General features: G+C 68.8%; 16 protein-coding genes, 1 tRNA gene and 2 pseudogenes. 10 read left to right on the top strand and 9 right to left on the bottom strand.

Annotated features, from left to right (window positions below):
• The first annotated feature begins 131 nt into the window (after window positions 1-131).
• Both dnaE and AB6A65_RS06495 read left to right on the top strand, forming a co-directional pair.
• A complete protein-coding gene (gene dnaE / locus AB6A65_RS06500) occupies window positions 132-3,638 on the top strand; it encodes a DNA polymerase III subunit alpha (RefSeq protein WP_371037547.1) in 3,507 nt (1,168 codons plus the stop codon).
• Window positions 3,622-4,500, top strand: a complete 879-nt coding sequence (locus tag AB6A65_RS06495; protein ID WP_371037546.1) for a hypothetical protein — start codon at window positions 3,622-3,624, stop codon at window positions 4,498-4,500. The genes dnaE and AB6A65_RS06495 overlap by 17 nt, the downstream gene beginning before the upstream one ends.
• A gap of 9 nt (window positions 4,501-4,509) precedes the next feature.
• Here the strand turns inward: AB6A65_RS06495 and AB6A65_RS06490 are convergent, their stop codons facing one another.
• Window positions 4,510-4,725, bottom strand: coding sequence for a SlyX family protein (locus tag AB6A65_RS06490; protein WP_371037545.1), 216 nt, complete (start codon window positions 4,723-4,725; stop codon window positions 4,510-4,512).
• Between the two features lie 126 nt (window positions 4,726-4,851).
• Between AB6A65_RS06490 and hisS the strand changes: the two genes are divergently transcribed.
• The 3 genes from hisS to hisG are packed head-to-tail and all read left to right on the top strand — an operon-like array spanning window position 4,852 to window position 8,272.
• Entirely contained in the window at window positions 4,852-6,492 is a 1,641-nt protein-coding gene (gene hisS, locus AB6A65_RS06485; RefSeq protein ID WP_371037544.1) for a histidine--tRNA ligase, read from the top strand.
• Window positions 6,489-7,577 carry an ATP phosphoribosyltransferase regulatory subunit gene (locus tag AB6A65_RS06480; protein WP_371037543.1) on the top strand — a complete coding sequence of 363 codons (1,089 nt, stop codon included), beginning with the start codon at window positions 6,489-6,491 and terminating at the stop codon, window positions 7,575-7,577. The genes hisS and AB6A65_RS06480 overlap by 4 nt, the downstream gene beginning before the upstream one ends.
• Window positions 7,574-8,272, top strand: a complete 699-nt coding sequence (gene hisG, locus AB6A65_RS06475) for an ATP phosphoribosyltransferase (protein WP_371037542.1) — start codon at window positions 7,574-7,576, stop codon at window positions 8,270-8,272. The genes AB6A65_RS06480 and hisG overlap by 4 nt, the downstream gene beginning before the upstream one ends.
• Before the next feature lie 9 nt (window positions 8,273-8,281).
• Here the strand turns inward: hisG and AB6A65_RS06470 are convergent, their stop codons facing one another.
• Entirely contained in the window at window positions 8,282-8,710 is a 429-nt protein-coding gene (locus AB6A65_RS06470) for a DUF1489 family protein (protein ID WP_371037541.1), read from the bottom strand.
• A gap of 82 nt (window positions 8,711-8,792) precedes the next feature.
• On the opposite strand from AB6A65_RS06470, the gene AB6A65_RS06465 reads away from it, so the two are divergent.
• Window positions 8,793-11,117 (top strand): adenosylcobalamin-dependent ribonucleoside-diphosphate reductase, encoded by a 2,325-nt coding sequence (locus tag AB6A65_RS06465; RefSeq protein ID WP_371037540.1) that lies wholly within the window; start codon window positions 8,793-8,795, stop codon window positions 11,115-11,117.
• A 55-nt stretch (window positions 11,118-11,172) separates the two neighbouring features.
• Here the strand turns inward: AB6A65_RS06465 and AB6A65_RS06460 are convergent.
• The 6 genes and pseudogenes from AB6A65_RS06460 to AB6A65_RS06435 all read right to left on the bottom strand — a co-directional run.
• Window positions 11,173-11,400 (bottom strand): annotated as a pseudogene (locus AB6A65_RS06460) (ATP-dependent Clp protease adaptor ClpS); the annotation flags it as partial.
• 100 nt (window positions 11,401-11,500) lie between these two features.
• A complete protein-coding gene (locus AB6A65_RS06455) occupies window positions 11,501-13,165 on the bottom strand; it encodes an amidohydrolase (RefSeq protein WP_371037539.1) in 1,665 nt (554 codons plus the stop codon).
• Window positions 13,166-13,224: 59 nt separating this feature from the next.
• Window positions 13,225-14,244 (bottom strand): extracellular solute-binding protein, encoded by a 1,020-nt coding sequence (locus tag AB6A65_RS06450; protein ID WP_371037538.1) that lies wholly within the window; start codon window positions 14,242-14,244, stop codon window positions 13,225-13,227.
• A 17-nt stretch (window positions 14,245-14,261) separates the two neighbouring features.
• Window positions 14,262-15,068 (bottom strand): annotated as a pseudogene (locus AB6A65_RS06445) (ABC transporter permease).
• The gene (locus AB6A65_RS06440) at window positions 15,061-15,975 is read right to left on the bottom strand and encodes an ABC transporter permease (RefSeq protein ID WP_371037537.1); all 915 of its coding nucleotides are present in this window, start codon (window positions 15,973-15,975) and stop codon (window positions 15,061-15,063) included. The pseudogene AB6A65_RS06445 and the gene AB6A65_RS06440 overlap by 8 nt, the downstream one beginning before the upstream one ends.
• Window positions 15,976-15,979: 4 nt before the next feature.
• A complete protein-coding gene (locus tag AB6A65_RS06435) occupies window positions 15,980-17,053 on the bottom strand; it encodes an ABC transporter ATP-binding protein (protein WP_371037536.1) in 1,074 nt (357 codons plus the stop codon).
• Window positions 17,054-17,294: 241 nt separating this feature from the next.
• Here AB6A65_RS06435 and AB6A65_RS06430 point away from each other — a divergent pair, with 241 nt between their 5' ends.
• The 3 genes from AB6A65_RS06430 (at window position 17,295) to AB6A65_RS06420 (ending at window position 19,475) form a co-directional block, all read left to right on the top strand.
• Window positions 17,295-18,632: a mechanosensitive ion channel family protein gene (locus AB6A65_RS06430; protein WP_371037535.1), complete on the top strand. Its 1,338-nt coding sequence runs from the start codon at window positions 17,295-17,297 to the stop codon at window positions 18,630-18,632.
• Between the two features lie 67 nt (window positions 18,633-18,699).
• Window positions 18,700-18,774: transfer RNA gene (locus AB6A65_RS06425), tRNA-Gln, on the top strand.
• Window positions 18,775-19,001: 227 nt separating this feature from the next.
• Entirely contained in the window at window positions 19,002-19,475 is a 474-nt protein-coding gene (locus AB6A65_RS06420) for a pyridoxamine 5'-phosphate oxidase family protein (protein ID WP_371037534.1), read from the top strand.
• Window positions 19,476-19,769: 294 nt separating this feature from the next.
• On the opposite strand, the gene AB6A65_RS06415 is transcribed toward AB6A65_RS06420, so the two are convergent.
• Window positions 19,770-20,579, bottom strand: coding sequence for a helix-turn-helix domain-containing protein (locus AB6A65_RS06415; RefSeq protein ID WP_371037533.1), 810 nt, complete (start codon window positions 20,577-20,579; stop codon window positions 19,770-19,772).
• Between the two features lie 117 nt (window positions 20,580-20,696).
• Between AB6A65_RS06415 and AB6A65_RS06410 the strand changes: the two genes are divergently transcribed.
• Window positions 20,697-22,718 carry a CocE/NonD family hydrolase gene (locus AB6A65_RS06410; RefSeq protein ID WP_371037532.1) on the top strand — a complete coding sequence of 674 codons (2,022 nt, stop codon included), beginning with the start codon at window positions 20,697-20,699 and terminating at the stop codon, window positions 22,716-22,718.
• The last annotated feature ends 58 nt before the right edge of the window (window positions 22,719-22,776 follow it).

Raw genomic sequence — 22,776 nt, 5'->3', positions numbered from 1 at the left:
CCCGATCCCGCCACGCTCCGCAATCGCGCTGCCGCCTGCGCGCGGTCCCCGGCCACGCCGGTGTGCGCGAAACGGGCGGCGCGCGGCGGCGGGCGCTTGCGCGCGCCGCCGCTTTCGGTGAGTCTCTCGCCATGACCGAGCCGCTCTTCGTGCACCTGCGCCTTCACACCGAATCCTCGCTTCTCGAAGGCGCCGTGCGGCTCAAGAAGCTGCCGGAGCTCTGCCGTGCCGCCGGGATGCCGGCGGTGGCCGTGACGGACACCAACAACCTCTGCTGCGCGCTTGAATTTTCCGTTTCCGCGCAGGGTGCGGTGATCCAGCCGATCCACGGCTGCCAGATCGATCTCGCCATCGCGGAGGCGGATCCGCTGGTGGCGCGCGGACAGCGGCCGAGGCCCGCGCCGCTGGTGCTGCTCGCGCAGTCCGAAGAGGGCTACGGCAACCTCATGAAGCTCAATTCCTGCCTCTACCTGCGGGGGGACGGGCAGGCGGCGCATGTCACGCTGGACGAGCTTGCACGCCACGGCGCGGGGCTCATCTGCCTTTCCGGCGGGCCGGAGGGCGCGGTGGGGCGGCTTCTGGCGCAGGGCAAGCGCGCCGAGGCGGAGGCGCTGATGCGCCGCTTGCGCGACATCTTCCCGAACCGCCTTTACGTCGAGCTCCAGCGCCACCCGGGCGAGCAGGGGCTGCCCGAGGCCGAGCGGCTGACCGAGCGCGGATTCGTCGAGATGGCCTACGGGATGGACCTGCCGCTCGTGGCCACCAACGACGTGCATTTCGTGAAGGAGGAGCATTACGAGGCCCATGACGCGCTGATCTGCATCGCCGATGGCGCCTATGTCGACCAGCGCGAACCGCGCCGCCGCCTCACGCCGCAGCACTACTTCAAGTCGCCGCAGGAAATGGCGGCGCTTTTCGCCGACCTGCCCGAGGCGATCGAGAACACCGTCGAGATCGCCCGCCGCTGCGCCTTCATGGTCGAGAAACGCGACCCGATCCTGCCCCGCTTCGCCGCGGACGAGGTCGAGGAGCTGCGCCGCCAGGCGAAGGAAGGCCTTGCCGCGCGGCTTGCCGTGATCCCCCACGCCGCGCCCGTGGAGGACTACGAGAAGCGCCTCGAATTCGAGCTCGGTATCATCGAGAGCATGGGCTTTCCCGGCTATTTCCTGATCGTGGCCGATTTCATCAAGTGGGCCAAGGATGAGGATATCCCGGTGGGGCCGGGACGCGGGTCGGGGGCGGGCTCGCTCGTGGCCTACGCGCTCACCATCACGGACCTCGATCCGCTGCGCTATTCGCTTCTCTTCGAGCGATTCCTGAACCCCGAGCGGGTTTCCATGCCCGATTTTGACATCGACTTCTGCATGGACCGGCGCGAGGAGGTCATCGCCTACGTGCAGGAGAAATACGGGCGCGAGAAGGTGGCGCAGATCATCACCTTCGGCGCGCTTCTGTCGAAGGCCGCGGTGCGGGACGTGGGCCGCGTGCTGCAGATGCCCTACGGGCAGGTGGATAAGCTGTCGAAGCTCATCCCCATCGAGGGGGTGAAGCCCGTCTCCATCGAGAAGGCGCTGGAGGAGGAGCCGCGCCTGCACGAGGCCGCCCGCGCCGAGGAGGTGGTGGACCGGCTGCTGACCTATGGCCGCCAGCTCGAGGGGCTGCTCCGGAACGCCTCCACCCACGCGGCGGGGGTGGTGATCGGCGACCGGTCGCTCGACGAGCTGGTGCCGCTCTACCAGGATCCGCGTTCGGAAATGCCGGCCACGCAGTTCAACATGAAATGGGTGGAGCAGGCGGGGCTGGTGAAGTTCGACTTCCTCGGCCTCAAGACGCTTACCGTCATCCAGAACGCCATCGACCTCATCCGCGCCTCGGGGCGCGATCTGCACGTCGCCGCCGACGGGAGCGCGATCTACGAGCCCTTCGAGGGCGCGGAGAACGACATCGGGCAGATCCCGCTCGACGACGAGAAGACCTACGAGCTTTACGCAAGAGCGCGGACCGTGGCGGTGTTCCAGGTGGAAAGCTCGGGCATGATGGATGCCCTGAAGCGCATGAAACCCACCTGCATCGAGGACATCGTGGCGCTCGTGGCGCTCTACCGTCCGGGGCCGATGGAGAACATCCCGAAATACTGCGAGGTCAAGAACGGGCTGCGCGAGCGGGACTCGACCCACCCGCTGATCGATCACATCCTCGACGAGACGCAGGGCATCATCGTCTACCAGGAGCAGGTGATGCAGATCGCCCAGGAGATGGCGGGCTACTCGCTCGGGGGCGCGGATCTTCTGCGCCGCGCCATGGGCAAGAAGATCAAGGAGGCGATGGACGCCGAGCGCCCGAAGTTCATCGAGGGTGCGAAGAAGAACGGTGTCGACGACGCCAAGGCGCTCGAGGTCTGGAACCTTCTCGAGAAGTTCGCCAATTACGGCTTCAACAAGTCCCACGCCGCCGCCTACGCGGTGGTCAGCTACCAGACGGCCTGGCTCAAGGCGAACCACCCGGTCGAGTTCATGGCCGGCGTGATGAACTGCGACATCCACCTCACCGACAAGCTCGGCGTCTATTTCGAGGAGGTGAAGAAGGGCCTCGGCCTGCCCTGGGATCCGCCCTGCGTGAACCGCTCCGAGGCCACCTTCACCGTGCGCGAGGGCCGGCTGGTCTATGCGCTGGGCGCGCTCAAGAACGTGGGCGTGGAGGCGATGCGCCTCATCACCGAGGCTCGGGACGGGACGCCCTTCACCAGCATCTTCGATCTCGCACGCCGCGTGGACCTCAAGCGCATCGGCAAGCGCCCGCTCGAGATGCTGGCGCGCGCGGGCGGCTTCGACGCGCTCGACCCGAACCGCCGGCGCGTCCTCGAGAGCCTCGACGCGCTCGTCGCCTATTCCGCCGCGGTGCAGGAGCAGAAATCCTCCGCCCAGGTGTCGCTTTTCGGCGAGGCGGGCGAGGACCTGCCAGAGCCGCGGCTCGCGGGCGTGCCCGACTGGCTGCCCGCCGAGCGGCTGAACGAGGAGTTCGCGGCGGTGGGCTTCTACCTCTCCGGCCATCCGCTCGACGACTACATGGCGCCGCTGCGCCGCAAGGGGGTGCTGACGCTGGACGAGGTGACCGCGAAGGCCGGGCGCGGGCCCTGCCTGGTGAAGCTCGCCGGCGTCGTGGCAGGCCGGCAGGAGCGCAAGTCCGCGCGCGGCAACCGCTTCGCCTTCGCCCAGCTTTCCGACACCACGGGCGCCTACGAGGTGACGCTCTTCTCCGAGGCGTTGGAGGCCGCGCGCGAACACCTGGAGACGGGCGCGAAGGTGGTGGTCAGCGCCGAGGCGAGCCTCGAGGCGGACCAGTTGAAACTTCTGGCCCGCGGGGTGACGCCGGTGGACGCGGCGGTGGCGGACGCGGGCGCCTCGTCGCTCAGGGTCTTCGTGGAGGCCGAGACGGCGGTGGGCGCGGTGGCGAGCGTGCTCGAGCAGGCCGCGCGCGAGGCGCGGCGCGCGGCGCGCGGCCAGGTCTACCTCTGCCTTCTCGCCGACGGCCTTCCGGGCGAGGTGGACGTGGAACTTCCCGGCGAGTTTCCCGTGACGCCGCAGGTCAAGGGCGCGATCAAGTCGCTTTCCGGCGTTCTGGATGTCGAGGAGGTCTGACCGCCGCACCGCGGGCGCGGCCGCGCTCGTGGCGCTGGCGGTCCTTGCAGGCTGCGGCGGCGACGCGCCGCGCGCCGAGGCGCCGGGCGCGGCCGCCCGCGGCGATGGCGACGCGAGGGCCGCCACCGCGGAGGAAGGCGGGCGGGGTGCGGGCCTTCTGTCACGGCTCTTCGGGAGCGGGGCCGTCGGCGCGGCGCAGGACGGGGAGGCACCGGCCATTGGCGGGCCCGGACCAGGCGGCGGCGAAAGCGATCCGGCCACCGCTGCGGAAAGCCGGGCGGCGGCGCCCGGCGGCGGCCTTTTCGCGCGTCTCTTCGGGGGCGGGGAGGCGGCCCGCCCCATGCCGGAGGGGGCTGCGTTGCCGCCGGCCTCCGACGGGCCCGACGGGCGCGACGTGGCCTTCGGCACGCGCCTGGCCTACGGCGAGCTCGCCCGGGTCTGCGACGCGCCGCGCCGGTCCCTCGGCGCCGAGATCGAGCGGGCGGCAGGCTGGCGGCTTCACGACAGCGATCCCGGCAACACCGGGGCCCACACATTTTACCTGACCGGTTTCGACGATGGCTGCCCGCGCCAGTTCACCGCCGCGCTCGCGCTTTTCGGCGCGCCCTCGATGCACGAGCAGATTCGCTACGGCCTGCCCGCCGAGGCGCAGCCCTATTCGGAGACCGACAGCGCCTATGAGCGTCTCAAGTCGCGCATCTGCGGCGTCGCGCGGAACGAACCCTGCGGGCGGCGCATCTCGCGGATGGAGCGCGACACCGTGTTCGTCAGCATCTATGAACGCTTCGGCGAGAACCCGGTCTGGAAGAACCTGCTGCTGCACGATGGCGCGGCGCTGGCGCTCGACATCAAGGGGGGCTGAGGCGCCGCCTCACCAGTGCGGCGGGCGCTCGTCGCCCAGCACGACGGACCCGGCCTCCGCCTCGCGCTCGGCCTCGCGTTCCATCAGGCGCGCGACCCGGCGCGACAGCCGGTCGATCTCGTCGCGCTGGCGCGTCACGATCTCCGACAGCGTCTCCTGCGCGCGCTCCAGCTCGGCCACGTGCCGCTCCAGCCTGTCGATGCGGGTTTCCTCGTCGCTCGTCATGTCGCGCTCCGTGCTCCTGTCCACATTTGCACCGGTGCGCCGGGCGGGGCAAGCCGGGCCCGCCTTGCCCCGCCGCGCCCCTTCGGCTAGACCCCGCCGCGACCCGACCCCGGAGTGATCGTTCCCATGGCCAAGGAGAAGAAGCAGCCGCGCCCGAAGGCGGAGAACCCCAAGGGCTTCCGCGACTATTTCGGCGCAGAGGTGAGCGAGCGCGCGGCCATGCTCGAGACCATCGCGCGGGTCTATCATCTCTACGGCTTCGACGCCCTCGAAAGCCCCGCGGTGGAGACTCTGGAGGCGCTCGGGAAGTATCTTCCTGACGTGGACCGCCCGCATGCCGGGGTCTTCGCCTGGGCCGAGGACGAGGAGGGCGGCAAGGGCGACTGGCTGGCGCTGCGCTACGACCTGACCGCGCCGCTCGCCCGCGTCTACGCCCAGCACCGGCAGGAGCTGCCCACGCCCTACCGCCGCTACGCGATGGGCCCGGTCTGGCGGAACGAGAAGCCGGGGCCGGGCCGCTACCGCCAGTTCTACCAGTGCGACGCGGATACCGTGGGCAGCGCCTCCATGGCTGCGGATGCTGAGATTTGCATGATGTTGGCGGATGCGTTGGAGGCGGTGGGGATTCCACGAGGAGATTATTTGATTCGGGTAAATAGCCGAAAGGTTTTGAACGGCGTTTTGGAGGTCGCGGGCTTGCCGGACACCCACGATAATGCGACTGCAAGGGGAATCGTGTTGCGCGCTATCGACAAGCTCGATCGTTTGGGGCCGGCGGGAGTGCGAGCGCTGTTGGGGAAGGGCAGGCAGGACGAAAGTGGGGACTTCACAACAGGAGCAGGACTTTCGACCGAGCAAGCTGAAGTCATCATGGGTTTTGTTGAGGCGCCTTCGAGAATTAAGGACCGCATTGAAAACAATCTGATGATATCAAGCATTGCTAGCACACTCCAAGCCTCGCGGCAGGAAGCCGCCGCATCGGTGGATGATTCGTATTCGGGGGGAAAGATCCAATCCGCGAGTGAACGCGCCAGCGGGTATCGTGACTTCACGGCGTTGCGTTATCTTAGAGAACTCGTGCGTGGTTCTCCGGTTGGTCAAAATGGAGTGAGCGAACTCGCTGAAATTGCAGACTACTGCGAGGCACAGGGTTACGGCCCCGACCGTATCGTGATCGACCCCTCGGTGGTCCGCGGCCTCGGTTACTATACCGGGCCGGTCTTCGAGGCCGAGCTCACCTTCGAGATCCTCGACGAGAAGGGGCGGGCGCGGCAGTTCGGCTCGGTGGCGGGCGGCGGGCGCTACGACGACCTGGTGAAGCGCTTCACCGGCCAGGCGGTGCCGGCCGTCGGCGTCTCGATCGGGGTGGACCGCCTGCTCGCCGCGCTGCGCGAGAAGGGGCGGGTGCACAGCAAGACCCACGCGCCGGTCGTCGTCACCGTGATGGACCGCGACCGCATGGCCGACTACCAGGCGATGGTGGCCGAGCTGCGCCAGGCGGGCATCCGCGCGGAGGTCTATCTCGGCAACCCGAAGAACTTCGGCAACCAGATGAAATACGCCGACCGCCGCGGCGCGCCCGTCGCCGTGATCGAGGGCGAGGACGAGAAGGCGCGCGGCGTCGTCCAGCTCAAGGACCTGATCCTCGGCGCGCAGATCGCGGAAAGCGCGACGCTCGAGGAATGGAAGGAGCGCCCGAGCCAGGTCGAGGTGCCGCGCGTCGAGCTCGCCCACCGCGTGCGCGAGATCCTGGACGCCCACGGATGAGCCCCCGCACCGCCGAGACGCGCGCGCTGGCCGCGCGGCTCGTGGCGCGCTTCGAGGCGGCGGGCGCGCAGCCGGTGGACTGCGCGATTCTGCAGCCCGCCGACACGCTGCTCGACCTCTACGGCGAGGACATCCGGGCGCGCGCCTACACCACGCAGGATCCGCTCCGGGGCGAGCAGATGCTGCGCCCGGATTTCACCGTGCCTGTGGTGCAGATGCACATGGCCCACGGCGCCGAGCCCGCGCGCTACACCTATGCGGGCGAGGTCTTCCGGCGCCAGGAGGACGACCCCTCCCGCGCGAGCGAGTATCTCCAGGTGGGCTACGAGGTCTTCGACCGGACGGATCCCGCCGCCGCCGACGCCGAGGTGTTCGCGCTCTTCTCCCGGACGCTCGCGCCTCTCGGCCTGCGCGCGGCCACGGGCGACATCGGCCTTCTCGCCGCCGCCGTGCGCGGGCTCGAGACGACGGAGCGGCGCAAGGCCGCGCTGATGCGCCACATCTGGCGGCCGCGGCGGTTCCGCGCGCTTCTGGAGCACTTCGCGGGACGGAGCGCGCCGCCGCCCGCGCGCGCCGCGCTGCTCGCCGATTCCGACCCGATGGCGCGGGCCGCGCCGCTTCTGGGCAAGCGCGGGCCGGAGGAGATCGCGGACCGGATCGCGGCCCTGCGCGAGGACGCCGCCGCGCCGCCGCTGCCCGCGGCGCAGCTCGATCTGGTGGACGCGCTTCTGGGCGTGCGCGAGACCTGCGTCTTCGCGCTGGAACACCTGCGCGACATCGCCGTGGACCTCCCCTCCATCGGGGTTGCGGTGGACCGGCTGGCGCGCCGGCTCGACGCGTTGTCGTCGCGCGGTGTCGACGTGGCGGCGCTGGATTTCGAGGCGAGCTACGGGCGCACCTCTATGGAGTATTACGACGGCTTCGTCTTCGGCTTCTACGCCGAGGCGCGGCCGGACCTCGCGCCGGTGGCCACCGGCGGGCGCTATGATGCGCTCACCCGCCAGCTTGGCGGCGGCGCGGAGATCCCGGCGGTGGGTGGCGTGATCCGCCCCGGCATGGTGCTGGACCTCGGAGGGCTGCCATGACCGTGAAGCTGGGCGTGCCGTCCAAGGGGCGGTTGATGGAAAAGACCTTCGAGTGGTTCGCCGCACGCGGCGTCGAGCTGTCGCGCACGGGATCCGAGCGGGAGTATTCGGGCGCCGTGAGCGGCGTGGAGGGCGTGTCGCTGGTGCTGCTTTCGGCGGGCGAGATCCCGCGCGAGCTGGAGGCCGGGCGGCTTCAACTCGGCGTCACCGGCACCGATCTCGTGCGCGAGAAGCTGAGCCGCTGGGACCAGAAGGTGGAACCCCTGGCGGAGCTGGGCTTCGGCCATGCCGACCTCGTGATCGCGGTGCCGCGGGCCTGGGTGGACGTGGACACGCTCGACGATCTCGACATGGTGGCGGCAGAGTTCCGCGCGCGCCACGGCCACCGGCTGCGCATCGCCACGAAATATCACCGCCTGGTGCGGGACTTCCTGCGGGCGCACGGCGTCGCGGATTACCGGCTGGTGGACAGCCAGGGCGCGACGGAGGGCACGGTGCGCAACCTCACCGCCGAGGCCATCGCCGACATCACCTCGAGCGGAGAGACGCTCAGGGCCAATCACCTGAAGGTGCTCTCGGACGGGCTCGTGCTGAAAAGCGAGGCGACGCTCTTTCGCGCTCGGCGCTCGCCCCTCTCCGATGCCGACCGCCCGGCGCTTGCCGCGCTGCTGTCGCGCCTCGGGCTTGACGAGTAGCCGGCGCGCTCAGACCACCCCGATCTCGGACAGCGCGGCGCTGAGTTCGGGCGGCAGCGCGTCCTCGGCCTGCCGGCTTTCGGGCAGGTCCGCGGGGCTGTCCTCCGGCGCGAGGTAACGCCAGCCCTGGAACGGGCGGCGCTGCGCCGGGCGCGTGCGGATCAGGCCCTCTTCCAGCACGATGGCGCAGCGCGTGATCCCGTCCGCCCCTTCCACCGGGTCGAGCCGCAGGATGCGCTGGCGGCACTGGATGAGCCCCTTGACGACCCAGTAGATCGAGCCACCCGACAGGATCTCGTCGGCGCGTTTCGGCCACATCCGCGTGACGTGGCGCGGCTTGCCGTCGGCGGTTTGCGCCCGCCGTGTCCGCTGCCAGCGCGCCAGTTCGTCGACGTTTTCGGTGCCCGCGCTGAGCTTCACAAGGTTTATGTGCGCCAAGAGATGACTCCCCCAAGTCTTGCGACTATATTAGGGCTTCCCCGGCACCCCGCAACCCGCCACGCCCTGCCAGGCGGCCCCGATGACCCGCTTCGCCGCGCCGATCGCCGAGACGATCTGGGACATGAAATACCGCTTCAAGCAGGCGGACGGAACGCCGATAGACCGCACGGTCGAGGACAGCTGGCGCCGCGTGGCGCGTGCGCTCGCGGCAGTCGAGGCCGACCCGGAGGCGTGGGAAGAGCGGTTCAACGCCGCGCTCGAGGATTTCCGCTTCCTGCCCGCGGGCCGCATCCTCGCGGGCGCGGGCACGGGCCGGAAGGTGACGCTCTTCAACTGCTTCGTGATGGGCACGATCCCGGACAGCATGGCCGGCATCTTCGAACACCTGAAGGAGGCCGCCCTCACCATGCAGCAGGGGGGCGGGATCGGCTACGATTTCTCCACCATCCGGCCGCGCGGCGCGGACGTCACCGGCGTGGCCGCCGACGCCTCTGGGCCGCTCTCCTTCATGGATGTCTGGGACGCGATGTGCCGCACCATCATGTCGGCGGGCTCGCGCCGGGGCGCGATGATGGCCGCCATGCGCTGCGACCATCCCGACATCGAGGAGTTCATCGCCGCGAAATCCGACCCCGCCCGGCTCAGGAACTTCAACGTCTCGGTGCTGGTGACCGCCGCCTTCATGGAGGCGGTGAAGGCCGACGGGCCGTGGGAGCTCACCTTCGCCGGCAAGGTCTATCACACCGTTCCGGCGCGCGATCTGTGGAACCGGATCATGCGTGCCACCTACGACTATGCCGAGCCGGGGGTGATCTTCATCGATCGCATCAACGCGATGAACAACCTTGCCTATGCCGAGGAGATCGCGGCGACGAACCCCTGCGGCGAGCAGCCGCTGCCGCCCTATGGCGCGTGCCTTCTGGGCTCTATCAACCTCTCCCGCCTCGTGCGCGACGCGTTCGAGCCCGAGGCGGCGATCGACCTCGCCGCGCTCGACGATCTCGTCGCCACCGCGGTGCGGATGATGGACAACGTTGTGGACGCCTCCAATTTCCCGCTTCCCGAGCAGCGCGCCGAGGCGCAGGCCAAGCGGCGGATCGGCCTTGGCGTCACGGGCCTCGCCGACGCGCTGCTGATGCTGGGCCTGCGCTACGGCTCCGACGCGGCGGCGGCGCAGACCGAGGCGATCCTGCACCGGATCGCGCGCGCGGCCTATCTCGCCTCGGTCGATATCGCGAAGGAAAAGGGGCCCTTCCCGCTTTTCGAGGCGGAGGCCTTCCTCGCCTCGGGCGCCATGGCGCAGATGGACGCGGACGTGCGCGAGGTGGTCCGCACCCACGGCATCCGCAACGCGCTGCTGACCTCCATCGCGCCCACCGGCACGATCAGCCTCTATGCCGGCAACGTCAGTTCGGGCATCGAGCCCGTCTTCGCCTATTCCTACACCCGCAAGGTGCTTCAGAAGGACGGCTCGCGCACCGAGGAGGAGGTGGCGGATTACGCCGTCCAGCTCTGGCGCGAGAAGTTCGGCGACCGCGACTTGCCCGCGCATTTCGTGAACGCCCAGATGCTCGCGCCGGAAGATCACGTGAAGATGCAGGCGGCCGCGCAGCGCTGGGTGGATTCGTCGATCTCCAAGACGATCAACGTGCCCGCCGACATCGCCTTCGAGGACTTCAAGGACGTCTACATGCAGGCCTACGAGTCGGGCTGCAAGGGCTGCACGACCTACCGGCCGAACGAGGTGACGGGAAGCGTGCTGAGCGTGGGGGAGCAGGAGGACGTGGCCCCCGGCGAGGCACCGGAACAGGCGACGGACCTTTCCGGGGAAGGCGCCGACGTCATCTACATGTCCGAGCCGCTGGACCGGCCGCAGGCGCTGGAAGGGGCGACCTACAAGCTTAAGTGGCCCGACAGCGAGCACGCCATCTACCTGACCATCAACGATGTCGTCATCGGCGGTCGGCGGCGGCCCTTCGAGGTCTTCATCAATTCCAAGAACATGGAGCATTTCGCCTGGACCGTGGCGCTCACCCGGATGATCTCGGCGGTGTTCCGGCGCGGCGGGGACGTCTCCTTCGTGGTGGAGGAGCTGAAGGCCGTCTTCGATCCGCGCGGCGGGGCCTGGCAGAACGGCAAATACATCCCCTCGATCCTCGCGGCCATCGGCGGCGCGATCGAGCGGCACATGATCGCCATCGGCTTTCTCGAGGGCGAGGGAAAGGGGCTGAAGTCCGATCCCACCGCCAGGGTGGTGGGGCTGGAGAACGCCCCCCGCGGCGCCGCCTGCCCGTCCTGCGGGCAATACGAGATGCGCATGATGGAAGGGTGCCTGACCTGCGCGAGCTGCGGCTACTCCAAGTGCGGCTGGGGCGCGGGGGGCAATCCTCGCGCTCGGTCGTGAAGGTCAGCGGATAGCCCTTGGAAAGTCCCGCCTCGTTGGCCTGGGCGGTCTTCGTCTCGGCCCCCTCCCGCGTGAAGACGGCGACGACGCAGGCGCCCTGCCGGTGGGCGGCGAGCATGACGAGGGCGGCTTCGTCCTCGCTCATCCGGAAGACGCGTTTCAGCACCGACACGACGAACTCGCGCGGTGTGTAGTCGTCGTTGAGAAGGATCACCTTCCAGAGCTTCGGGCGCTCCGTCCGGGTCGCGCTCCGCGTCTTCGGGAGCGTCACGATATTGGCCATTCCCCGGCACCTCCCCGGTCTCGAATCGCGCCCGAAGGATAGCGCATCGCGATGGCGGGGCAGCGTCCGATGCTGCGGCGCGGTCCGCGGAGGATCGCGTTCAGGCCTCCCAGGTGATCCGCCCGCCCGCCACGGTGAGAGCGGCGCGCGCGGTGTCGAGCGCCTCGGGGTCCATCGCCTCGAGGTCGTGGTCCATCACGGCGATATCGGCGAGGAAACCGTCACGGAGCCGGCCCTTGCGATCCTCGGTGAACTCCACCCACGCGTTGTCGCAGGTGTAGGAGCGCAGGGTGTCCATGAGGTCCTGGCGCTGGTCGGTCCAAGGCGCGGGCAGCTCGAGCGGCGCCGCGGCCGCCTTCACGCTGTCCATCACGTCCACCTGGATCACCGGCCAGTCGGTGGAAAAGCAGACGCGCGCCCCGGTCTGACGGATCGACTGCCAGGCGAAGGCCATCGGGATCTGCTCGGGGTGGAGCACCTCGTCGAGCCCGTGCGCGGGGAAGATGCGGCCGCGCGGCGCGTGGCCGGGCTGGATCGAGGCGACGACGCCGAGCGCGGCGAAGCGGGGCAGGTCGTCGGGATGGAGCACCTCGATATGCTCGACCCGGTGGCGGCTGTCGCGCACGCCGTTCGCGCGCCGCGCGGCCTCATAGCCGTCGAGCGTGCGCCGGATGGCGAGATCGCCGATCGCGTGCGTGGCGATCTGCAGCCCCATCGCGTCGATGCGCACGCAGGCTTCGGTGAAGTGATCGGCCCCGAAGACGGGATCGCCGACATGGGTCGTGCCGGGGTAGGGGCGCAGCATCAGCGCCGTGCGGCTTTCCACTACCCCGTCCATGAACATCTTCACGCGGTTGGTCCAGATCCAGTCCCCGGAGAAGCGGCGGCGCATCTCTTCGGCCTCTTCCAGCCGGTCGAGCGGATCGAAGCTTTTCAGGTGGAAGGGCACCTCGGTGCGGCAGAGCAGTTTTCCTTCCGCCTCGAGCTCGGTCAGCAGCTCGGCGGTGTAGAAATTTCCGTCCATGTTGTGGAGCCCGGTGATGCCGTGGCTCGCGCAGTGGGCCAGCCCGCGGGCGATGGCGGCCTTGTCGCGCGCGCGGTCGGCCGGGCCCGGCGCGGGCACCGGGTCGGCGCCGGTGACGAGTCCCTCCATGTCGCGCCCGCCGTGGCGGGTGTGGCGCAGGACGGGCTTGTAGGCGCCGGGCTCGCGCAGTTCCCCCGTCGCCGTGCCGTCGGGCGCCATCACGATCTCCGCGCCCGCATCCGTCTCGCCGCCATGCAGGATACCGCCGAGTTCCAGTGCCTTCGTGTTGGCCCAGATCGTGTGATGGTCGGGGGCGAACATGGCAAAGGGCCGGTCGGGCAGCACGCGGTCGAGATCCTGGCGCGTGGTCTGACGGCCGGGCCCCAGGATGTCGTAGGCGGCCATCACGGCGAAGACCACGCGGTCGTCGCTCCGCGCGGCTTCGGCGCGTACCGCCTCGGTCAGCGCGTCGTGGCCCTCGACCCCGTAGAGGTTCAGGTAGTCGAGCTCCACCGACCCGCCGAAGAGGTGGACATGGCTGTCGATGAAGCCCGGCAGCACGGTGGCGCCCTGTGCGTCGAAGACGCGCGTGGCAGAACCGGCGAGGCCGCGGATCTCCCCGGTCGCGCCGACGGCGGTGATCGTGCCGTGCTTCACCGCCAGCGCCTCTGCGCGCGGCCGAGCCGGGTCGAAGGTGACAAGCTTGCCGTTGAGGATGACGAGGTCGGGCGCGGCGGCCATGCGGGCACTCCGTGGGTCGGGAAGGGTCCGGGGGCGCGCGGGCGCGCCCCCGGCAGGGATCATTTCAGAAGCTCGGTCCAGATCGCGCGGTAGATCTGCTGCGCCTCGGGCGGGCAGATCTTCGAATCGACCCCGGCGGAGGCGAACTCCTCCGGCACGACGACCTCGGGCGCGGTGGCCATGACCTCGTCCATGTATTCCTCGGAGCCCGCGATGCCGTTGGCGTAGCGCGCGAAGTTCGAGATCATCGCCGCGTTCTCGGGATCCATGATGAAGTTCATGAAGGTCTTCGCCTCCTCGACGTTCTGCGCGTCCGCGAGGATCGCGAGGTTGTCCGACCAGACCGGAAAGCCCGTCACCGGATAGCCGAAGGCGATGTCGTCGTTCTGAAGCCGGGCGCGCAACGCGGCCCCGTTCCAGGTGATGCTGGCCGCGATGTCCTCGGCGGCGAGCCGTTCCACCGTGCTGTAGTCGATCGACAGCCAGTGCGGTTTCGCCGCCACCAGAAGATCGCGCACCTCGCTCAGCGTCTCGCGGTCCTGGCTGCACTGCTCGCCGCCGACGTAGTAGATGGCGATGGACATCACGTCCATCATCTCGGGGATGACGTTGATCTTGCCGCGAAGCGCCTCGGGCGGCTCCAGGAAGATCGCGGCGGTGTTGATGTCGCCGTCATAGTCGGAGGTGTTGACCGCCATGCCGACGGTGCCCCACTGCCACGGCACGGTGTAACGCCGTCCCGGGTCGAAATCGGGATCGCGCCAGCGCTCCGCCATGTGCTCGAAATTCTCCATCTGGTCGGGCCGCGCCTCCAGCAGCAGGCCCTCCTGCAGGTAGATCGGCACATAGGTCGCCGATGGCACGACGATGTCGAAGCCGTGCCCGCCGGCCTGGATCTTGGCGAGCGCGGTATCGTTGCTGTCGTAGTCGGTGATCGTGACGTCGATGCCGGTCTCGGCCTCGAACTTCTCGATCATCTCGGGGCTGGTGTAGTTGCCCCAGTTGTAGATGTTGAGCTCCTGCGCGAGCGCCGGCCCGGCGAAGGCGAGCGCCGCCGTGGTCATCAGCAGTCTGTTCATCTTTCGTACCTCCTTGGTCACTTCCTGCTTCGGTTGAGGAAGAAGAACGCCATCACCAGCACGACCGAGACGGCGAGAAGCGCGGTCGAGATCGCGTTGATCTCGGGCGTCACCGCGCGGCGGAGCTGGCCCAGCATGTAGGTGGGCAGGGTATCCTGCCCGGCGGATTTCACGAACTCGGTGATCACGACGTCGTCGAGCGAAATCACGAAGGCCAGCATCGCGCCGGCGAGGATGCCCGGCCAGAGCTGCGGCAGCGTGACCCGCCGGAACACCTGCCACGGCGTCGCGTAAAGGTCGGCCGCCGCCTGTTCCAGCGTGAGGTCCATGCCCTGCAGCCGCGCCCGGATCGGCAGGAACGCGAAGGGAATGCAGAAGGCGGTATGCGCGATGATGAGATACCAGAGCCCGGTGTAGCCGGTGGCGACCTTGATCATCGCGAAGAAGATCAGCAGCGCCACGGCGGTCACGATCTCGGGCACCATCAGCGGCTGGTTCACGAGCGCGAAGACGACGGTCTGCCCGCGCCACGGACGCGTGCGGGGGCCCAGCATGTCCGCGCCCACGGCGGCCGAGGTGGCGATGGCCGAGGCGGCGGTGGCGATCACCACAGACCGGACCGTCGCGGCCTGAACCTGCTCGTTCTCGAGCGCCGAGGCGTACCAGCGCAGCGAGAAACCCTCTCAGAGGGCGACCGAGGTGCCCGCGTTGAACGAGAAGATCACGAGAAGGAAGATCGGCAGGTAAAGCAGCACGAAGCACAGCGTCGCCACCGTGGTGAAGCCCGGTTGCCGGGTCACGTCGACCCCCTGCCGCCTAGCCATGCCCGCGCACCTCCTCGCGCCCGGCGGCGCGGATGTAGAAGATCAGCGCCACCATGACGATGGCCAGAAGCGTGAGCGACAGGGCCGCGCCGAGCGGCCAGTTGCGCCCCTGTCCGAACTGAAGCTCGATGAAGTTGCCGAGCATCATGTTCTTGCCGCCCCCCAGCACCCGCGGCGTGACGTAGGCGCCGAGGCAGGGCACGAAGACGAGGATCGAGCCCGCCACCACGCCCGGCTTCACCAGCGGAAGTATGATCCGCCGCAACACCTGCAGCCGCGTGGCGTAGAGGTCGTAGCCCGCCTCCACGAGCGAGAAGTCGAACCGCTCCAGCGAGGCGTAGATCGGCAGCACCATGAGCGGCAGGTAGACGTAGACCATGCCGACGAGCACCGCGAATTCGGTGAAGAGCATCTGGATCGGGGCGTCGATGACGCCGGCCCAGAGCAGGATCGTGTTCACCGTGCCCTCGTTGCGGATGAGTTCCATGATGGCGAAGGTGCGGATCAGCAGGTTCGTCCAGAACGGGATGATGATGAGCAGCATCCAGAAGTCGCGCGTGCCGCGTGGACGGGTGGCGATGAAGTAGGCCGTCGGGAAACCGAAGAGCAGCGCCAGCAGCGTCGTCATCAGCGACAGCTTGATCGAGCGCCAGAAGATCGACAGGTGCGCATCGGCCAGCCCGACCTCGCCGGTGAAGAAGTCACGCTCCATCAGGACGCTGACCCACGCATCGGTGGAGAAGTCCCACACGACCCCGCCGTAATCCCCCGGGGTCAGGAAGGAATAGATCAGGACGATCAGAAGCGGGCCGGACGCCGCGAAGAGCAGGATGACGAGCGCGGGCGCCAGCAGCAGGGCGCGGGCGCGGCGCCTGTCGGTGTCCTGTCGATGGGCGGGCAGGGCCATCCGTTCAGTCCCTCAGGACCTGGCCGACACCGGCGGCGAAGGTGATGCCCACCGGGTCGCCGGCCTGCCGCGGCTGGGCCGCGTCGGGCTGGTTCTGCTGGCGCACGACGAAGCGTCCGCCGGCATCGAGATCGACGTGGAAGTGCGTGTCGGTGCCGAAATAGACCACCTCGGCCAGCCGGCCGGGCAGAAGCGCCCCGTCGGGCGGGGAAAGCTGGGCGTGCTCGGGCCGCACCGCGAGCGTGACGTGCCCCGACGCGGCGCCGCCCTCCGCTGTCCGGGCCTCGGTCTCGGTGCCGGATGGCAGCCGGATCCGCGCCCGCCCGTCCGAAACGTCCAGCAGCTCGGCCTCGAGGAAGGTGGTGTCGCCGATGAAGTCGGCCACGAACCTTTCCGCCGGGTGATCGTAGATGTCGCGCGGGCCGCCGATCTGGCGGATCGAGCCCTCGTTCATCACCGCGATCCGGTCGGACATGGTCAGCGCCTCGGCCTGGTCGTGGGTGACGAAGACGAAGGTGATCCCCGTCTCCGACTGAAGCCGCTTGAGCTCGAGCTGCATGTCCTTGCGCAGCTTGAAATCGAGCGCCGAAAGCGGTTCGTCCAGCAACAGCACCTTGGGGCGCGGCGCGAGCGCGCGGGCCAGCGCCACGCGCTGCTGCTGCCCGCCCGAGATCTGGCTCGTGCGCCGCCCGGCCATCTCCGTCATGCGCACGAGCTCGAGCATCTCGTCCACCGTGCGCCGCACCTCCTGCCGCGGCTTGCCCAGCATCTCCAGCCCGAAGCCGATATTCTCGGCCACCGTCATGTGCGGGAACAGCGCGTAGGACTGGCAGACGGTGTTCACCGGGCGCCGGTGCGGCGGGTTGTCGAGCAGGTCGCCGCCGTCGAGGGTGATGCGCCCCTCGGTCGGGTATTCGAAGCCCGCGATCAGCCGCAGAAGCGTGGTCTTGCCGCAGCCCGACGGGCCGAGAAGCGTGAAGAATTCGTTTTCGCGGATCGTGACGGAGACCTCGTCGAGCGCGCGGAAGGCGGTGCTTCCAGTGCCGAAAATCTTCGTGACTCCATCGATTTCGATCATCGTCGCCCGATCCGCCGCCTCGCCCGCATCTTTCGAGAAGATCATCCGCCCGACAGCATGGCAAGGGCAACGTGCCGGCGGCCCGCGCCACGACGCGGTCTTGCTCCAGCTTCCGCATGGGCCGCGGACGGGCGGCGGCTTTCCCAGCCCCCGGGGCGGTCCTGGTGGCGGCGCGCCACGGCTTGCCCGGGCGACGTGGCGCTGTAGTGTGAGCGGAGACCGCCGCCGACGGAGCCGCCGCATGTCGCGCCTCGCGCCCCTCTTCCTCGCGCTCGTTCTGGGCGCAACCGCACCTGCCGCGGCCTTCGCGCAGCAGACGCCCGCGCCCGCGACCGGCCCCGCGATCCAGCTCGAGAACGACGCCGCGACGGACGCCGCCATCGCCACGCGCCTGCGCGGCATCCTGTCCGAACTCGACGGGTACGACGACGTCACGGTGACGGTGAGAGAGGGCATCGTCACTTTCCGGGGAACTGCCGTCGACGGCGCGGCGATTGCGCAGCTCGACGAGATCGCCAACCGCCTTTCCGAGGTGATCACCGTGCGCAATCAGGTCGCCGAGACCACCGCGGTCGCCGAACGCCTCGATCCCGCGATGGAGCGCCCGCGCGCGCGTTGGCGGCAGGTGGTCGCCACCTTGCCGCTTCTGTCGGTCGCGGCGGCCGTTTTCGTCGCCGTCGCCGCCATCGGCTGGCTGATCACGCGCTGGCGCGGACCGTGGCGACGCCTCGCGCCGAACGGTTTCATCGCGGATATCTACCGCCAGCTCGTGCGGCTGGGATTCGTGCTCGCCGGGCTCGTCGCCGGGCTCGACATCCTGGGCGCCACGGCGCTTCTCGGCACGATCCTCGGGGCGGCCGGCCTCATCGGCCTTGCGGTAGGCTTCGCGGTCCGGGACACGGTGGAAAACTTCATCGCGTCGATCATGCTCTCGATCCGTCAGCCCTTCGACCCCGACGACACGGTCGAGATCGAGGGCGATGTCGGCAAGGTGGTCCGCCTGACGAGCCGCGCCACGATCCTTCTGTCCCATGACGGCAATCACGTCCGAATCCCGAACGCGACCGTCTTCAAGAGCAGGCTCGTGAACTACACGCGCAACGACGCCACCCGGATCGTGTTCGATCTCGGTGTCGCGCCGGACACCGACCTGGCCGAAGCGCAGCGAATCGCCGCCGGGACGCTGCAAGCGTTGCCCTTCGTTCTGGATCGGCCGGCGGCGAGCGTATGGGTCCACGAGGCGGGCGACAGTTCCGTGGCCCTGCGGCTCACGGCGTGGATCTCGCAGCGGGAGAGCAGCTTCTATCCCGCGCGCGGGGAGGCGATCCGCCTCGTCATGGCAGCGTTCGCGGAGGCGGGCATCGAAATGCCGGAACCCACATACCGCGTCATGCGCGTCGCCCCGCCCGACGCGAACGCGACCGCGCCGCGCGGCGCGGTCCCCGCCGCCGGTCACAGCTTGCGGGAGCCGCAGGACGTGGCCGCCTACGACGAACAGGCGCTCGACCAGATCGTCCGGGAAGAGCGGTCCGACGCCGGGGCGCAAAACCTTCTGAGCGGCGATGCCGCCCGCGAATGAGGAGGCCATTTTCCCGCAGCGAGGGCTTGCGTCGCGCCGGCGCCGGGAGTAACTAGCGCTCCACCGCTGGGGTGTAGCCAAGTGGTAAGGCAGCGGTTTTTGGTACCGTGTACCGTAGGTTCGAATCCTACCACCCCAGCCATGACATCCGGATATCTTCGGATCGCTGACGCTAACATGCGCCCGGCACCGGAATAGCGCCCGTCGAGGCGTTTCGGCGTGGCGTGGGGCGCCTCCGGCCGCTGCCCCTTGCCCCTTGCCCGAGAAGCCGACACCCTCGCATGCCGCAAGCAAAGGGCGGGCGCGCGCCGCTGCACCGACAGCGTGCCGCGCCATTCGATTTATCACCACAGGGCAAGGAAAATGCTCATGGCAGATACGGAACTCAAGCAGGAATTCTGGAGCCGTCTCGACGACGTGCGCGCCGGTCTTCTGGCGGGGGATGGCGAAAGGCCGGTGCCGATGTCGCCGATGCCCGAAAAGGACGCGAACGCGATCTGGTTCATCACCGCCGCCGGTTCGGCGGCCGACCGGGCGGCGAAATCCGGCGGCGAGGCGTCGTTCCACGTGGCCGACCCCAGGGCGAATTTCTACGCCAACGTCTTCGGCAAGCTCGAGGAAACCAACGACGCCGCCAAGCTCGATGAACTCTGGTCCGCGATGGCCGCGGCCTGGTTCCCCGATGGCCGTGACGACGACGCCGTGCGGCTGGTCAAGTTCACGCCCCACGAGGGCGAGATCTGGGCCACGGAAGGCGGCGCCGCGTATCTCTACGAGATCGCCAAGGCCAACGTGACCGACAAGACGCCCGATGTGGGCGTGCATGGACGGGTCGTCTTCTGAACCGGCTGCCGGCAGCGCCGCTGCCGGCATCGCGCGACATTTGAAAGCGGCCTCCGCCGCGCTGGCAGGGGCCGCTGCCCGGCTTGCAGCGGGCCTCGGGGATCTTCTTCGGCAGAGGTTTTCGTGGGGCGCGCCGTCCTTGGCTCGATCCAGAGCGCCGGCCCCGGGAGCAGTTATCCAGATACCGGACCGCCTCCCGGCAACCGCGGATGTGTTTCGAGGAAGGGCGCCGCGGGGAGCGACCGTGACTCCGGTCGAGACGCGGGACCTCTCTCGCGCCGCGCTGCGTGCGGTTCAGGATTCCTCGACTTCCAGCACGTGGCCGCCTTCGGGGATCCTGTTGCGGATCATCTCGGGCACGCCTTCGGGGATCTCGTGCGCGTCGGGCGCGAAAAGCCCGCAGCCGTAAAGCGCCCGCTTCACGTCGACCTGCTGGCCGAGATGCTCGAGCATCGCGATCGACGCGCCGGGCTTGCGGCCCCGGCGGGTCGGCCCGCCGGTCTGGATACCCGTCAGCCGGCCGATCCGGCTGTGATAGCTGGGATAGAGCGTCATCTGCGTGATCGAGTTGGATTGCATCGCCTCGTATTCGACGATGTAGATCCGGTTGGTCAGGAAGAAGACCGCGCCTTCGTACTTGCTGATGGCATCGGCCGGGCCGCGCCCGTCCTCGCGGATGAGTTCGAGGTTCTTCCAGTAGCAACGCCCGTCGAAGTGATAGATGCGCGCAAGGGATTTCGTGATCCGCCCGGGCTTCCCGAAAGAGTAGAAATAGCGGAAATAATATCCGTCATAGCGGCGCAGGCTTCCGCTCGCGCGCATCAGGCGTTCGAGATGGGCCATGGGGCCATCGAGCGCCGGGGACGCGAAGGGCTGTGTGCGCACCGAGGCGAGGCTGCGCAGCTGCGACGCCTCCGAGACGATCTCTCCCTCGGTCACGCCGAAGAAATCGCATATCCGGCGCATGTTGGCCCGCGACGGGCGCGACTGCCCCGAGAGATACTTGTTGAATTGCTGGCGGTTGATCCCGAGGCGGCGGCACACCTCCGCGATCGATGGATAGTGCGAGCACAGGAAGGACAGGTTGTCGGCGAAATCATCCATGACCGCGCATTTAGCGCATGGATGCGCAAAAAGTGTCAATCCGCGAAAGGGCGCGAAATTGCGTCGCACCCCCGCGCATGCTTGTCTGAAGGAAAGGCAGTTAGCGGAGCGTCACGCATGAAGATCGTCAGATCCTTCCCGCACGCGGTGCGGGAGATCGAGCACACCGAAATCCCGATGCCGGACGGCTGCCGCCTCGCGGCGCGGATCTGGATGCCCGAGGGGGCGGAGGACGCCCCGGTGCCCGCGATCCTCGAATATCTTCCCTACCGCAAGAACGACTTCACCGCCGAGCGTGACGCCACGATGCAGCCCTATCTTGCCGGTCACGGCTATGCGGTGGTGCGCCTCGACCTGCGTGGCGCGGGCGACTCGGAAGGGGTGATGCCGGATGAATACCTGCCGCAGGAGTTGCAGGACGGCGTCGATGCCATCTCCTGGATCGCCGACCAGCCCTGGTGCGACGGCAATCTCGGCATGATCGGCATCTCGTGGGGCGGGTTCAACGGGCTTCAGGTCGCCGCGCTTCAGCCGCCGGCGCTGAAGGCGATCGTCACGCTGTGCTCGACCGACGACCGTTACGCCGACGACGTGCACTACATGGGCGGCTGCCTTCTGGGCGAGCAGCTTTCCTGGGCGTCGATCATGTTCGGCCGCAACACGCTGCCGCCGGATCCGCGCCATGTGGGCGAGCGCTGGCGCGAGATGTGGAAAGAGCGGCTGAAGGGGAGCGGCCTCTGGCTGAAGAACTGGCTCGAACACCAGACCCGCGACGAGTTCTGGAAGCATGGCTCCGTCTGCGAGGACTGGTCGAAGATCCAGATCCCCGTCTACGCGGTCTCGGGCTGGCCCGACGGCTACTGCCGCGCTGTGTTCCGTCTGATGGAGAACCTCCAGGGTCCGAGGAAGGGCCTCGTCGGTCCCTGGGCGCACCGCTATCCGCATATCGGTGAGCCCGGCCCGGCCATCGGCTTCCTGCAGGAAGAGCTGCGCTGGTGGGACCATTGGCTGAAGGGCAAGGACACCGGCATCATGGACGAGCCGATGCTGCGCCTTTACCGGATGAACAGCGCCGAGCCCGCGGGCCATTACGAGGTCCGCGAGGGCGCGTGGATCGCGGAGCCGTCCTGGCCCTCCCCGAACGTGGAGCGCGCGGAATTCCGGCTGGGCGCCGACCACAGCCTGTCACGCGAGGCCACGGCGCCCGACGGGGTGCTGGAACATTCCACCCCGCTCGATGTCGGGATGGCCTCGGGCAAGTGGTGCGGCTATTCGAAACCGGGCGACGCGCCCCTCGACAAGCGCCGGGACGATGCCGGGAGCCTGACCTTCGAGACCGCACCGCTCGAGGACCCGCTCGACATCGCGGGGGACGCGCAGGTCGTGCTCGAGCTTTCGGTGGACCGGCCCGTGGCGCAACTCGCCGTGCGGATCGGCGACGTTCATCCCGACGGTCGGTCCACCCGCGTCACCTTCGGCGTGCTGAACCTGACCCACCGCGACAGCCACGAGCATCCCGAGCCGCTGGAGCCGGGCAAACGCTACAGGGTCACCGTGCCGATGAAGCATGTCGCGCAGCGGTTCCGGCCCGGGCACCGCCTCCGCCTCGCGATCTCGACGAATTATTTCCCGATGATCTGGCCCGCGCCCGAGAAGGTGACGATCTCGGTCCACACCGAGGGCTCGCGCCTCGTCCTGCCGCTGCGCCCGCCGGTTCCCGAGGACGACGCGCTCCCCGCCTTCGAGGCGCCGGAGGCCGCGCCGCCTCTCGAGAAGGAGGTCCTGGAGGCGCCGGAAGAGTACTGGCAGATCGTCGAGGATGCGCGCACCGGGGAGATGGAAATGCGCCTTGCCGAGGGTGGCGGACGGGTGCGGATCGCCGGCAACGAGCTGACGACCTATTCGCAGGGTTACGAATCCTACCGGGTGCGGCCGGGCGACATCACGTCGGCCGTCGGGGACGTGCGCTGGCATTACGCGCTGGAGCGCGGCGACTGGAAGATGCGCAGCGAGACCGAGACGACGCTCACCGCGGACGCGACGCATTTCATCGTCAAGGCACGGGCGCGCGCCTGGGAGAACGACGACCTCGTGCACGACGAAAGCTGGGACGAGCGCATTCCGCGGCAGTTGGTGTGATGGCGCGAAAGCGCGCAGGCACGACGCATGACCGCCTCGCGGCGGGCCACGGATCGCG

Origin of the sequence: Rhodosalinus sp. FB01, assembly GCF_041365715.1 — a bacterium.
Classification (GTDB): domain Bacteria; phylum Pseudomonadota; class Alphaproteobacteria; order Rhodobacterales; family Rhodobacteraceae; genus Rhodosalinus.
Note: the sequence above shows the minus strand (reverse complement) of the source record. Positions and strands in the feature narration are given on the sequence as shown.

Coding starts and splice junctions, on each gene's coding strand:
- dnaE (WP_371037547.1), top strand. CDS start 132: ATGACCGAGCCGCTCTTCGTGCACCTGCGCCTTCACACCGAATCCTCG.
- AB6A65_RS06495 (WP_371037546.1), top strand. CDS start 3,622: ATGTCGAGGAGGTCTGACCGCCGCACCGCGGGCGCGGCCGCGCTCGTG.
- AB6A65_RS06490 (WP_371037545.1), bottom strand. CDS start 4,725: ATGACGAGCGACGAGGAAACCCGCATCGACAGGCTGGAGCGGCACGTG.
- hisS (WP_371037544.1), top strand. CDS start 4,852: ATGGCCAAGGAGAAGAAGCAGCCGCGCCCGAAGGCGGAGAACCCCAAG.
- AB6A65_RS06480 (WP_371037543.1), top strand. CDS start 6,489: ATGAGCCCCCGCACCGCCGAGACGCGCGCGCTGGCCGCGCGGCTCGTG.
- hisG (WP_371037542.1), top strand. CDS start 7,574: ATGACCGTGAAGCTGGGCGTGCCGTCCAAGGGGCGGTTGATGGAAAAG.
- AB6A65_RS06465 (WP_371037540.1), top strand. CDS start 8,793: ATGACCCGCTTCGCCGCGCCGATCGCCGAGACGATCTGGGACATGAAA.
- AB6A65_RS06455 (WP_371037539.1), bottom strand. CDS start 13,165: ATGGCCGCCGCGCCCGACCTCGTCATCCTCAACGGCAAGCTTGTCACC.
- AB6A65_RS06450 (WP_371037538.1), bottom strand. CDS start 14,244: ATGAACAGACTGCTGATGACCACGGCGGCGCTCGCCTTCGCCGGGCCG.
- AB6A65_RS06440 (WP_371037537.1), bottom strand. CDS start 15,975: ATGGCCCTGCCCGCCCATCGACAGGACACCGACAGGCGCCGCGCCCGC.
- AB6A65_RS06435 (WP_371037536.1), bottom strand. CDS start 17,053: ATGATCGAAATCGATGGAGTCACGAAGATTTTCGGCACTGGAAGCACC.
- AB6A65_RS06430 (WP_371037535.1), top strand. CDS start 17,295: ATGTCGCGCCTCGCGCCCCTCTTCCTCGCGCTCGTTCTGGGCGCAACC.
- AB6A65_RS06420 (WP_371037534.1), top strand. CDS start 19,002: ATGGCAGATACGGAACTCAAGCAGGAATTCTGGAGCCGTCTCGACGAC.
- AB6A65_RS06415 (WP_371037533.1), bottom strand. CDS start 20,579: ATGGATGATTTCGCCGACAACCTGTCCTTCCTGTGCTCGCACTATCCA.
- AB6A65_RS06410 (WP_371037532.1), top strand. CDS start 20,697: ATGAAGATCGTCAGATCCTTCCCGCACGCGGTGCGGGAGATCGAGCAC.